This is a genomic window from Hydrogenophaga sp., from assembly GCF_018780385.1.
GTDB lineage: Bacteria > Pseudomonadota > Gammaproteobacteria > Burkholderiales > Burkholderiaceae_C > Hydrogenophaga.
The window spans coordinates 1-12376 of sequence record NZ_JADMJO010000069.1 but is presented as its reverse complement, the minus strand read 5'-3'; the positions used below and the strand labels follow the sequence as shown (position 1 = coordinate 12376).

Genomic DNA, 12376 nt, shown 5'->3' with positions numbered 1-12376 from the left:
TGGCTGCAGAAGACCGCGGGCATCGACGACATCGAGATGAACCGCACCTTCAACAACGGCATCGGCATGGTGGTGGTGATCGCCGCCGACCAGGCCGCCACCTGCGCGGCCACCCTGCGCGGCCTGGGCGAAACGGTGTTTGAAATCGGCCAGATCGGGGCGCGCGGCGATGGCGCGGCCGTGGTGGTCGCCTGAGGTCCTACAGCAGCGCTTCCGACGGCAACACGTGCACCCCGGGAGCGCCCACCAGCGCGGCCGTCAGCAGGTGGTGTGCGATGCGCTCGGCAGGCACCACACGGTAGCGCCGCCGCAGCAAGGGCTGCACCCAGCGAGACAAGGTCACGGCCAACTGTTCGGCCAGCCGGCTCTGCTCTCGATCACCGCCGATCAATCCTGGGCGCACCAACGTCAGCGAGGGAAAACCCACCTCCTGCAGGTCGCGCTCGGTCTCGCCCTTGGTTCGCGAATAGAACACGCGTGAGCCTGCATCGGCACCCAATGCGGAGTTGAAAGCGAAGGCGCGTGCGCCATGCCGCCGCGCGAGGTGGGCCACCTCCAGCGGGTGGTCGTGGTCAACCTTGTAGAACGCGGCCTTTGAACCTGCCACGCTGATGGTCGTGCCCAGCGTGCAGATGACCGACTCCACCGCCCACCAACCCGCCTGCTCGGGCAAACGCTCGAAATCCACCAGTGGGTTGAGCAGCTTGGGGTGCGGCACCAACGACTTGCGTGTGGGGGCGATCACCCGGACCACGGAAGGATCGGCCAGAGCCTGGCGCAACACGTGGCTCCCGACCAGTCCCGTGGCGCCCACCAGCATCAGTTGTTTCATGGTCGTGTCCGTTGGGTTGATGGGGCCGCCAACTGATCTTCGATGTTCCTCAGCAGGCCTTGGTAGTTCGTCAGTCGCACGCCACCCAGCGCCACCGCCTGCCGGGCGGCCTGCTGCGCGGCGGGCAGTTGACCCAGCTCCAGGCGCACCTGCGCCAGGTTGTTCCAGGCATCGGCGAAATCGGGGTGGGTGCGCGTGGTGGCTTCAAAGGCCTGCGCGGCCTCGGCACGTTGACCGAGCGCATACGCCGTGTTGCCCAGCCCCAGCAAGCTGATGCGGTGCTGCGGCCACTTCTTCAAGCCGGTGGCGTAGGCGGTTCGGGCCGCCTGGGGGCTTGACCGCTCGAGCGCCGACACCGCCACGGCCCAATCATCGGGCTGGGCCGTCACCGGCAACTGGTCGGGCCGGCTCACCCGCACCGCCCAGTGAGAGGAACGCGCCCAGGTGTTCTCGAAGGTGCTCATCGGCAGGACCATGCGCGCCGTGGTGCCTGAATGAAGCAACACCTGTCCGTTCGCGCGGTCGTAGCCGACCACCACCGCGTAGTGCCACATGGGCGAAAAGGCCAATGAGAGGTTTTGCAGCACCAGCACCGGGTGTCCACTGGCCACCTCGGTCAAGACGGTCTGCAGATCGGGCGCCAGCGGATAGGCCACCAGGCCCTGGCGGCGCGTGGCAGCCAGCATCTCGGTCTGCAGTGCGCCTTGGCGGCCGGGCAGGTAGACCTGTGGCGTGAGCTGCTCGGGCGTGACGCTGGAGCCGGCGGCCTGCGCCACCATCGCCAGCGTGGCGGGTCCGCACAACAGGTCTTCCTGCGGGTGAAAAGGCACCTGGTCGAGCAGCACCCGCTGCGGCAACTGCGCTGGCCAGGTGCGCTGCAACTCGGCGGACTGCGGCGGCGTTGCGCAGCCGGTCAAAAGCAACCCGCAAAGAACAACCCCCGCCAGGGCGGGGGTCGAGCAGCGAAGTCGCCAGGCGTTCATCGAATGCTGCGGGTGAACGGGAAGACGGAGGTCAGACCGAGGATGTCGGTGACCAGCAAAACCAGGAACACGGTGAACAGAATGCCGACCACACCAGCGCCGGCGGGGGCCTGGTCAACACGGTCGGCCAACTGGGCCACTTCCACATCGGACATGGCTTTCACACGCTCGATGGCGTCGTTGGCGTTCACACCTTGCGCCTGCAGCGCGGTCTGAACGTCGGCGCGGGTGAAGAAAGCACTGACGTGATCGCGGTGGGCGTCGCCCGCGGGAGTCACCATGGCCTGCTCGGTCGAGACCATGGCGGCCTGGGCCGTCAGCGGCACGCCAGCGAATGCCATGCAGGGGATCAGCGCAGTTGCAATGAGGCGTTTGATTGTTGTCATCATGATGTTGATCTCGGAGGGGAAACACAGAGCAGCAAAAGTTTCACTGCCTGGGCGCGATCGTCACAGCGCATCCGTGGTGCGTCAATCGGCCTTACATGAGGTCACACAAGCCCGCAGCAGGTGACGCCTTGTGTGCGCCAGGGAACAGACGCGTTCAGTTGAGCGCGCGTCGCAACTCCTGCACGCGCAGCGAGATGGCCTCGCGGTCCATGGTGTCCTCGGAGTGCTCGACGTAAATTTCCAGGTCGTTCACCGCCAGCCGCAGATCGCCCATCTCGGCCCATGCCAGGCCTCGATCGCGGTACTCGGACCACGCATCGGGCAACAGGATGAGCAAACGGTCCTGCACCGCGATGAGCCGCAACCAGTCTTCCTGGGTGCGGTGGATCTCCTTCAGGTTGCGCAGCAGACGGGCAACGATGTCACGCGGCGTGGCGGCCTGCAGGTACAGCCCCACCGGCACATCGAAGTCGTCCACGAGGCCGTTGCGCCGCTTGTACGGCTCCAGTCGTTCCGAGAGGTCTTCGCGGCTGAGCGACTGACCGGTGAAAGGGTCGATCACCACCTGGCCGTTGGGCAGGTTGACCTTGACCATGAAGTGACCGGGAAAGTTGACGCCACGCGCCTTCAGACCCAGGCCCGTGGCCAACTCCAGCCACAGCACGGCCAGCGTGATCGGAATGCCGCGCCGCGTGCGCAGCACGGCATTGAGGTAGCTGTTGTCGGGGTCGTAGTAGTTGTTGACGTTGCCGCCGAACCCCATGTCGCGAAAGAAAAACTGGTTCAGTGTGCGCAACCGCTGCAACGGGCCCGCGTCGGCATTGCAGCGTCGGCGCACGCGCGAGAGCATCTGGTCCACGTCACCCAGTACCTGCTGGACGTCCAGATCCGGATACTCGTCCTGCGCGATGGACGCAGCTGCCTCAAAGAGCGGAAACGCGTCCTCTTCTCCCACCAGGGCGGCGAAATAGCCCAGGGGTGTGGGCAAAGGGAATACGTACGCGGGGCTCATGACTGGCTTGCTTTCTTAAGCCGCAGATTACGTCATTTTCGAACGAACTGGCGCAAGTTCAACCCCGCCAGCAACAGGGTAAGAAAATAGACCAAAACACCCCCCAGCACGCACAGCGTCAGCAAGCCCACGCGCTCCAGTGCCCGGCCCTCGAAATCCAGCCAGTTCACCCGGCCGGCGACCCACATCAGGAACACGGCCAGCAAGGCACTGGACGCCACCACTTGCGAGCCAAACCGGGCCCAGCCCGGCGAGGGACGGTAGGCGCCCCGGCGCATCAGGCCGATCAGCAGGAACAAGGCGTTGACCATGGCGCCGATGCCAATGGCCAGCGCCAGCCCGGCGTGCGCCAGATGGGGCACCAGCAGGACGTTCAACACCTGCGTGAGGATCAGCACCGCGATGGCGATCTTCACCGGTGTGCGGATGTCCTGGCGGGCATAGAAACCCGGTGCCAGCACCTTGATGGCGATCAGGCCGATGAGCCCGGCCCCGTAACCCATGAGCGCGCTGGCGGTGCGCTGCACGTCGGCCGCGGTGAAGGCGCCGTAGTGGTAGAGCACCGCCACCAGCGGTTGTGCAAAGGTGAGCAGCGCCACCGCGCAGGGCACGGCCAGCAGCACCACCAGACGAAGGCCCCAGTCCAGCAGGCCGCTGTAGCGCGCGGCGTCGTCGGCCGCCTTGGCCGCGGCGAGCTGTGGCAACAGCACCACCCCCAGCGCCACACCCAGCATGGCCGTGGGGAACTCCATCAGGCGGTCGGCATAGGTGAGCCAGCTCACACTGCCGGTGGTCAAGTGCGACGCGATCTGCGTGTTGATCAGCAACGATATCTGCGCCACGCTCACGCCGAGCAGGGCCGGCAGCATGAGCGTGGTCACGCGGCGCGTACCCGGGTGGGCCCAGGCCGCCTTCAGGCCAGACCAGCGCAGGCTCACCCGCGGCAGCATCCCCAGCTTGCGCAGCGCAGGCAACTGCACACCGAGCTGCAGCGCGCCGCCGAGCAACACACCCCCCGTCATGGCAAAGATCGGCTCGATGCCCTGCGTGGCAAACCAGGGCGCGCCCCAATAAGCCGCGGCGATCATGGCCACGTTGAGCAGCACCGGCGTGGCCGCAGGCACGGCAAAACGCTTCCAGGTGTTCAGGATGCCGGCCGAGAGCGCCACAAAAGACATGAACGCGATGTAGGGGAACATCCAGCGCGTCATGAAGACGGCGGCATTGAACCCTTCGTCGCTCAGACCGCTGGCCATGGCCCACACCAGCACCGGCGCACCCAGCACACCCAGCACGCAGGTGAAAGTGAGCGCCCAGGCCAGCACGGTGGCGATCTGATTGACCATCTGCCGGGTGGCGTCGTCGCCCTCCTTCTCACGCACACCCGCCAGCACCGGCACGAATGCCTGGCTGAAAGCACCCTCGGCGAAGAGGCGGCGCAGCAGGTTGGGAATGCGGAAGGCGACGTTGAACGCGTCGGTCAGCGCGCTGGCGCCAAAGGTGGCGGCCATGAGCAGCTCGCGCACCAATCCGGTGATCCGGGAAGCGAGGGTGAGCAGGGAGACGAGGGAGGCGGATTTGAACAGGGTCACGGCGCGAGTGTAGCGATGCGTCGGCACTCCCATGGTGCGAGGCTTGCCGGTGCAGGCGCCCGTGCTAAAATCGCGGGCTTTGCTGGCATCATCCCCAAACATTGAAGGAATCACACCATGGCAACCAAGCCGAAGAAAAAGAACCCCCGTCTGGCGTCTGGCCGCAAGCGCGTACGCCAGGACGTCAAGATCAACGCAGCGAACACCTCGCTGCGTTCCAAGTACCGCACCGCTGTGAAGAACGTCGAAAAAGCCGTTCTGGCCGGTGACAAGGACAAGGCGACCGAACTGTTCGCCAAGATGCAAAAAGTGGTGGACATCGTTGCCGACAAGGGCATCTTCCACAAAAACAAGGCCGCTCGCGACAAGAGCCGCCTGTCGACCAAAGTCAAGGGCCTCGCAGCAGCCGCTGCCTGAACCCCACCGGTCTGGCCTCGCCAGACCACTAGCCCGGACCTACCAAGGTCTGCCGTTTGAAACGGGTGCGCTGCCAGCAAAAGCAAAAAAGCCGTCGCAAGACGGCTTTTTTGCGTCTGGGCTGGTTCTGGCGTGCATCTCTCGCCTGCACCTCGCGGGCTCGTGAGTGAGCGGCGCTCTGCTCCGCGGCTGTCCTCCGGGCCGGCTGCGCCGTCCCTCCCCCTTGATGCCGCTGCGCAGAACACCGCTCACTCACGAGCTGAAGTGACGTTGGTTTACCCGCAGACCGAGCGCCAACGAGGTCATCGTCGGCCGTGGGGCACGGCGCAGCGAAATCAAGGGGGAGAGGCGGCGAAGCCGACTCGGAGGACATTCGCGGAGCCGTGCCCCGTGGTCGACGATGACCGGACCAACCGGAGAAAACAAACCGGAGAAAAGCCTCAAGGAGCCCGAGGCAAATCCGGCAGCAAACAAGCCTCGGCCACCTGAAGATCGTTGTCCCGCGCAAAGTTCATGCAGAAGTCCCAGGCCATGGGTTCGGCTTCGCGCAGGTCCAAGTGCACCACCACGCATTTGACGCCGTTGATGGTGTTGGGCACGCACCAGGGGGAATAGCTCAGATGGCTGCCCGGTTGGGCGCCGCCAGGGCGAAACGGGCTCATGACACCGGCAAGGCGCTCGGCCCAGTCGCTCGGCCTGAAGGTGCGGCCGTTCTGGGTGATGCCCTGGATGAAGACTTGTTTGGCTGTCGGTGAAACCATCGGGAGAAGCCTTCGGATGGAGGGCCGTGCAGAGGAGAAAACCGCCACCGGAACGAGGATCGCTCACCGGCAGAAGTGCTGGGTATTATATCTTATATAAGACTTGAAACGAGGGATTACCCGGACCCGGGACACCCGGTCGCGGCGCATTTCAGCGATGCCCAACAAGCAATGATGATGCCCGGGCGCTGCGCCTAAAATCGCGCTTCGACGGCTCAACCTTCGTTGAGCCGCTTTCTTTTTGGCCCCTCCAGCACCTTTCTTTTCCGGAGTCACCGCATGAACGCCGCTCTCAATCCCGTCGCCTCGCCCCATGTGATGAACACCTACGGCCGCCTGCCGATCGCGATGTCGCACGGCAAAGGCGTGCGTGTGTGGGATGTGAACGGCAAGGAGTACATCGACGCGCTGGCCGGCATCGCGGTCAACACCCTGGGCCACGGACACCCCAAACTGGTGCCTGCCTTGCAGGACCAGGTGGCCAAGATGATCCACAGCTGCAACTACTACCACATCCCCGACCAGGAACGCCTAGCGCAGATGCTGGTGGAGCGCTCGGGACTGACCAACGTGTTCTTCTGCAGCACCGGCCTGGAAGCCAACGAAGCGGCCTTGAAACTGGCGCGCAAGTACGGTCACGACAAGGGCATCGAGCGGCCCGAGATCGTGGTCTACGAGAAAGCTTTTCACGGCCGCAGCATTGCCACCCTCTCAGCCACCGGCAACCCCAAGGTGCAGGCCGGCTTCGGCCCGCTGGTGGAAGGCTTCATCCGTGTGCCGCTCAACGACATCGAAGCGCTCAAGAAGGCCACCGTGGGCAACCCCAACGTGGTGGCCGTGTTCTTCGAGACCATCCAGGGCGAAGGCGGGGTGAACCCGATGCGCGCACAGTACCTCAAAGACGTGCGCGCGCTGTGCGACGAGCAGGACTGGCTGCTCATGATCGACGAGGTGCAGTGCGGCATGGGCCGCACCGGCAAGTGGTTTGCGCACCAGTGGGCGGGCATCCTGCCCGACGTGATGCCGCTGGCCAAAGGCCTGGGCTCGGGTGTGCCCATCGGTGCGGTGGTGGCCGGCCCCAAGGCTGCCAACATCTTCCAGCCCGGCAACCACGGCACCACCTTTGGCGGCAACCCGCTGGCCATGCGCGCCGGGGTGGAAACCATCCGCATCATTGAAGAAGACGGCCTGCTGGCCAACGCCGAGCGCGTGGGCGCACACCTGCGCGACGCGCTGGAGAAAAGCCTGGGTGGCCACCCGGGCCTGAAAGAGATCCGCGGCCTGGGCCTGATGATCGGCGTCGAACTCACCCAGCCCTGCGGCGCCCTCACCCAGCGCGCCGCCGACGCCGGTCTCCTGATCAGCGTCACCGCCGACAGCGTGATCCGCCTGGTGCCCCCGCTGATCATGACCATCGCCGAGGCCGACGAGGTGCTGGCCATCCTGCTGCCGCTGATCCACGCCTTCTTCGCAGAGCAAAGCCCGACATGACGATCCGCCACTACCTGCAGTTCAAGGACCTGAGCGCGGACGAGTGCGCCCACGTGCTGGAGCGCGCCGCCCACATCAAGAAAAAGTTCAAGGCGTTCGAAAAGTACCAACCCTTCGCTGACCCGGACCGCACATTGGCCATGATCTTCGAGAAGGCCAGCACCCGCACCCGTGTGAGTTTCGAAGCCGGCATGTACCAGATGGGCGGCTCGGTGGTGCACCTGACCACCGGCGACAGCCAGCTCGGCCGCGCCGAGCCGATTGAAGACAGCGCCAAGGTGATCAGCCGCATGGTCGACCTGGTGATGATCCGCACCTTCGAGCAAAGCAAGATCGAAGCGTTTGCCGCGCACTCGCGTGTGCCGGTGATCAACGGCCTGACCAACGAATTCCACCCCTGCCAGATCCTGGCCGACCTCTTCACGCTGGTGGAGTACCGGCCGGCCGCCAGCGGCCAACCACTGGACGCCATCAAGGGCAAGGTCGTGGCCTGGGTCGGTGACGGCAACAACATGGCCAACACCTGGCTGCAGGCGGCCGAACTGCTGGGCTTCACGGTGCACGTGAGCACGCCCGGCGGCTACGAGGTCGACCCCGTGCTCGCCGGCATCAGCAACCGCGACTGCTACAAAGTTTTCAAGGACCCGCGCGAAGCCTGCGCTGGCGCCGATCTGGTCACCACCGATGTGTGGACCAGCATGGGCTTCGAGGCCGAGAACGAAGTGCGCCGCGAAGCCTTCAAACGCTGGTGTGTCGACGAAGACATGATGCGTCAGGCCAAGCCCGACGCGCTCTTCATGCATTGCCTGCCCGCTCACCGCGGCGAAGAAGTCAGCGCCGAGGTCATCGACGGCCCGCAGTCGGTGGTGTGGGACGAGGCCGAGAACCGCATGCACGCGCAGAAGGCGCTGATGGAGTTTCTGCTGCTCGGCCGTCTGGCCTGAGAGCGGCGGCTTGATGCAGGCCTTGCTCGACGCGATCGCGCGCATCGAACCCGGCAGCGACGCGCGCCGTGTCTTCCACGGTCGCGGTGGTCTGCACCCGGGCTGCGAGCATTGGACGCTCGATGCGTTTCCACCGGTCTGGCTGCTCACCAGTTTCCAGCCGGTGTCCGACGAAACGCTGGCCGTCATCGGTGAAGCCTTGTCGGCGCGCTGGAGCCAGATCGCACCGGGCGAGCCACTCAACTGGGTGTTCCAGTGCCGCGGCGAGGGCCAGGCCGACACCCGCCTGATGGCCGGCAGCGTGCCCGAGCCGCATGTGGTCAGCGAGCGCGGCGCGCGTTACCTTGTGCACGTGCTCAAGGGCCAGAACCACGGTCTGTTTCTCGACATGGCCGAAGGGCGCCAGTGGGTGCGCGAGCACGCCGCGGGCCACAAGGTGCTCAACCTGTTTGCCTACACCTGCGCGTTTTCGGTGGTGGCGCTGCAGGGCGGTGCGAAGCAGGTGGTCAACGTGGACATGAGCGCTGGCGCCATGGCCATCGGTCAGCAGAACCACCCCATCAATGCGCTGCCGGCGGGTGCGAGTTTCCTCGTGCACGACATCTTCAAGACCTGGGGAAAGATCACGCGCGGCGGCCCCTACGGCTTGGTCATCGTCGATCCGCCGAGCCACCAGAAGGGCAGCTTCATCGCCACCAAGGACTACCTGAAGCTCATGCGCCGTCTGCCGGATCTGCTGCGCCCCGAAGGCCGCGTGCTGCTGTGCCTGAACGCGCCGCAGCTCAGCCCGGCTTTCCTGATGGACCAGATGCGCGAGGCCGCACCCGAGCTGGTGTTCGAGCAGCGCTTGGCCAACCCGGCGGTGTTCGCCGACGTGTCGGATGAGCGCTCGCTCAAGGTGCTGGTGTACCGGGCGCCCGCGGTGGTCAGGGCCAGCGCAGGTTCATGAGCTTTTGCACCGCTTGCGGCGCCTGTTGCGCCTGCTTCCGCGTTGATTTTTCGGTCCATGAAACGCAGGACATGGGCGGCAGCGTGCCAACGGGCCTGGCCGTGGAAGTCACCGACAGCACCATGCGCATGCGGGGCACCGACCATTCGCCGCCCCGCTGCGCCGCCCTCACCGGCAGGATCGGCCAGCAGATCGGCTGCGGCATCTACGAGTGGCGCCCGTCGCCCTGCCGCGAATTCGAGGAAGGCAGCGACGCCTGCACCCGCGCGCGCCAGCGCCACGGCTTGCCGCCCGTCGACGGGGCGGGCTGAGGCCGCATTTACTTCAGGCCTCAACATTTTTGAGGCCTGTTGGGATTAACCGACACCACGGTTTTTTTCAGGGTGCTACCTTCACCGCACCATGAAAAAACTCTGGGACATCTCCCCACCCGTGCACGCAGCCGCCCCGGTTTTTCCGGGCGACACGGCCTACACACAGACTTGGGCCGCCACCATCGGCCCGGGCTGCCCGGTCAATGTGAGCGCCATCACGCTCTCACCGCACGTGGGCGCACACGCCGACGCACCACTGCACTACGACGCCGATGGCGCGGCCATCGGTGAGGTCTCGCTGGACGCCTTCCTCGGCCCCTGCCGGGTGATCCACGCCATCGGCTGTGGCCCGTTGGTGAAGCCTGAACACATCGCGCACGCGCTGGTAGGCCTTCCCCAACGCGTGCTGCTGCGCGTCTACGAACACCAGCCGCAAGACCGTTTCGACAACGACCTGCCCGCCTTCGCACCCGAGACCGTGGAACAACTTGCCGACTTCGGCGTGCTGCTGATCGGCATCGACAGCGCGAGCATCGACCCGGCCAACAGCAAGACGCTGGACAGCCACCAGACGATCCGCCGGCGCGGCCTGCGCGTGCTGGAAAACCTGCTGCTCGACGACGTGCCCGAGGGCGACTACGAGCTGATCGCCCTGCCCCTGAAACTCACCACCGCCGACGCCAGCCCCGTGCGCGCCGTGCTCAGAGAACTGCCATGACCATCACCCAACAAGACTGCCGTGCGCTCGACGCGCAAGATCCGCTGCGCACCCTGCGCGACCTGTTCCACCTGCCCGAGGGCACCATCTACCTCGACGGCAATTCGCTCGGCGTGATGCCACGCGCCACACCCGCGCGCGTGGCCGACGTGGTCACCCGCGAGTGGGGAACCGACCTGATCCAGAGCTGGAACAAGAACGACTGGTTCGCCATGCCGCAAAAGGTGGGCGACAAGATCGCCCGCCTGATCGGCGCCGCACCGGGCACCGTGGTGGCCACCGACAGCACCTCCATCAACCTCTTCAAGGTGCTCTCGGCTGCCATCAACCTCAGCACCGCCGACCACCCGCAGCGCAAACGCATCGTGAGCGAGCGAAGCAACTTCCCGACCGACCTCTACATCGCCGAAGCACTCTGCAAGGAGCGTGGCTTCGATCTGGTGCTGGTCGAGCCGGAAGAGATTGCCGCGGCCCTCACGCCCGAGGTGGCCGTGCTCATGCTCACGCACGTGAACTACCGCACCGGCGCCATGCACGACATGCCCGCCGTGACTGCCGCCGCACACGAGGCCGGCGCGCTGATGCTGTGGGACCTCGCGCACAGCGCCGGCGCGGTGCCGGTGGACCTGACCGCCGCGGGTGCCGACTACGCAGTGGGCTGCGGCTACAAGTACCTCAACGGCGGCCCGGGCGCCCCCGCCTTCGTGTGGGTCAACCCGCGCCACACCGACCGCTTCTGGCAGCCCCTGGCCGGCTGGTGGGGCCACGCCACGCCGTTCGCCTTCACACCCGACTACCAGCCCGCGCCCGGCATCACACGCTACCAATGTGGCACCCAGCCCATGATCAGTCTGGCCGCACTCGAGTGCGGTGTGGACACTTTGCTGGCAGCAGAAACACACGGCGGCATGGCCGCGCTGCGCACCAAGTCGCTCGCGCTCACCGATCTCTTCATCTCGCTGGTGGACGAGCGCTGCCAGGGCCACGGCATCGGGCTGGCAACCCCACTGGATCACGCACAGCGCGGTTCGCAGGTGTGTTTGACCAAGGACGAAGGCGCCTACGCCATCGTTCAAGCGCTGATTGCGCGCGGCGTGGTGGGCGATTACCGCGCTGGTGATTCCGGGAAGCACAAGGACATCCTGCGCTTCGGCTTCACGCCGCTCTACATCGGCTTCGAAGACGTGTGGCACTCGGTCGACCACCTCAAACAGGTGTTGGACAGCGGTGAGTGGCAGCGTGCCGAGTTCAACCAGAAACACGCGGTGACCTGACCATGTGCCCCCACCAGTCCAACCCCGCCAAACCCGAAGACATCGTGCGCGAGGAAGGCGCACAGCTCGACTTCAGCCGCGACATGAGCTACGGCGACTACCTGCAACTCGACAGCGTTCTGAACGCGCAGAAACCGCTCTCGCCCGCGCACGACGAGATGCTCTTCATCATCCAGCACCAGACCAGCGAACTCTGGATGAAGCTCATGCTGCACGAGCTGCACGCAGCCATTGCGCACATCGCCGCCGACGAACTCCAGCCCGCCTTCAAGATGCTCGCGCGCGTCTCGAAAATCATGGAGCAGTTGGTGCACGCCTGGGACGTGCTCGCCACCATGACGCCGCCCGAGTACAGCGCGCTGCGCCCCTACCTCGCGCAGTCCAGCGGTTTCCAGAGCCACCAGTACCGCTGCATCGAGTTCGCCATGGGCAACAAGAACGCCGCCATGCTGAAACCCCATGCGCACAGCCCCGAGCGGCTGGCCATCGTGCAGGCCGCGTTTGAGGCGCCCTCGCTCTACGACGAAGCCCTGCGCCTGCTCGCGCGCCGTGGCATCGTGGTGCCGCAGAGCCACACCGAGCGCGACTGGACCCAGCCCTACGAAGCCAGCGACGCGGTCGAGCAGGCCTGGCTGCAGGTCTACCGCAACCCCAAGGACCACTGGGACCTGTACCAGCTCGGCGAAGAACTCACCGACCT

Annotated in this window: 15 protein-coding genes; 9 read left to right on the top strand and 6 right to left on the bottom strand. The window is 65.7% G+C overall.

The window, feature by feature from the left end; translation table 11 throughout:
* Positions 1–195: AIR synthase-related protein (locus IV113_RS19115; RefSeq protein WP_291088277.1), on the top strand; the 195-nt coding region annotated here is incomplete at its 5' end.
* A gap of 4 nt (positions 196–199) precedes the next feature.
* Here the strand turns inward: IV113_RS19115 and IV113_RS19110 are convergent.
* From IV113_RS19110 to murJ, 5 genes are all read right to left on the bottom strand, one after another.
* Positions 200–832 (bottom strand): NAD-dependent dehydratase, encoded by a 633-nt coding sequence (locus IV113_RS19110; RefSeq protein WP_291088275.1) that lies wholly within the window; start codon positions 830–832, stop codon positions 200–202.
* On the bottom strand, positions 829–1749 hold the full coding sequence (locus IV113_RS19105) for a PA2778 family cysteine peptidase (RefSeq protein WP_291088273.1): 921 nt from the start codon (positions 1747–1749) through the stop codon (positions 829–831). Before IV113_RS19105 ends, IV113_RS19110 begins: the two co-directional genes overlap by 4 nt.
* Positions 1750–1811: 62 nt before the next feature.
* Entirely contained in the window at positions 1812–2204 is a 393-nt protein-coding gene (locus tag IV113_RS19100; protein WP_291088271.1) for a PA2779 family protein, read from the bottom strand.
* A gap of 154 nt (positions 2205–2358) precedes the next feature.
* Positions 2359–3216 carry a tetratricopeptide repeat protein gene (locus tag IV113_RS19095; protein WP_291088269.1) on the bottom strand — a complete coding sequence of 286 codons (858 nt, stop codon included), beginning with the start codon at positions 3214–3216 and terminating at the stop codon, positions 2359–2361.
* A 32-nt stretch (positions 3217–3248) separates the two neighbouring features.
* Positions 3249–4808, bottom strand: a complete 1560-nt coding sequence (murJ, locus tag IV113_RS19090) for a murein biosynthesis integral membrane protein MurJ (protein ID WP_291088267.1) — start codon at positions 4806–4808, stop codon at positions 3249–3251.
* Between the two features lie 117 nt (positions 4809–4925).
* On the opposite strand from murJ, the gene rpsT reads away from it, so the two are divergent.
* The gene (gene rpsT, locus IV113_RS19085; protein ID WP_069047062.1) at positions 4926–5225 is read left to right on the top strand and encodes a 30S ribosomal protein S20; all 300 of its coding nucleotides are present in this window, start codon (positions 4926–4928) and stop codon (positions 5223–5225) included.
* Positions 5226–5665: 440 nt separating this feature from the next.
* On the opposite strand, the gene IV113_RS19080 is transcribed toward rpsT, so the two are convergent.
* The gene (locus IV113_RS19080) at positions 5666–5986 is read right to left on the bottom strand and encodes a DUF3579 domain-containing protein (RefSeq protein WP_291088264.1); all 321 of its coding nucleotides are present in this window, start codon (positions 5984–5986) and stop codon (positions 5666–5668) included.
* Between the two features lie 279 nt (positions 5987–6265).
* On the opposite strand from IV113_RS19080, the gene IV113_RS19075 reads away from it, so the two are divergent.
* From IV113_RS19075 to IV113_RS19045, 7 genes are all read left to right on the top strand, one after another.
* On the top strand, positions 6266–7477 hold the full coding sequence (locus tag IV113_RS19075) for an aspartate aminotransferase family protein (protein ID WP_291088262.1): 1212 nt from the start codon (positions 6266–6268) through the stop codon (positions 7475–7477).
* Positions 7474–8421: an ornithine carbamoyltransferase gene (argF, locus tag IV113_RS19070; protein ID WP_291088260.1), complete on the top strand. Its 948-nt coding sequence runs from the start codon at positions 7474–7476 to the stop codon at positions 8419–8421. Before IV113_RS19075 ends, argF begins: the two co-directional genes overlap by 4 nt.
* 13 nt (positions 8422–8434) lie before the next feature.
* Positions 8435–9370 (top strand): class I SAM-dependent methyltransferase, encoded by a 936-nt coding sequence (locus tag IV113_RS19065; protein ID WP_291088258.1) that lies wholly within the window; start codon positions 8435–8437, stop codon positions 9368–9370.
* Positions 9367–9681 (top strand): YkgJ family cysteine cluster protein, encoded by a 315-nt coding sequence (locus tag IV113_RS19060; RefSeq protein WP_291088256.1) that lies wholly within the window; start codon positions 9367–9369, stop codon positions 9679–9681. The genes IV113_RS19065 and IV113_RS19060 overlap by 4 nt, the downstream gene beginning before the upstream one ends.
* 91 nt (positions 9682–9772) lie before the next feature.
* The gene (gene kynB / locus IV113_RS19055; RefSeq protein WP_291088254.1) at positions 9773–10402 is read left to right on the top strand and encodes an arylformamidase; all 630 of its coding nucleotides are present in this window, start codon (positions 9773–9775) and stop codon (positions 10400–10402) included.
* Positions 10399–11676, top strand: coding sequence for a kynureninase (kynU, locus tag IV113_RS19050; RefSeq protein WP_291088252.1), 1278 nt, complete (start codon positions 10399–10401; stop codon positions 11674–11676). Before kynB ends, kynU begins: the two co-directional genes overlap by 4 nt.
* Positions 11677–11678: 2 nt before the next feature.
* A partial coding sequence (locus IV113_RS19045; RefSeq protein WP_291088250.1) for a tryptophan 2,3-dioxygenase family protein occupies positions 11679–12376 on the top strand: 698 nt, incomplete at its 3' end.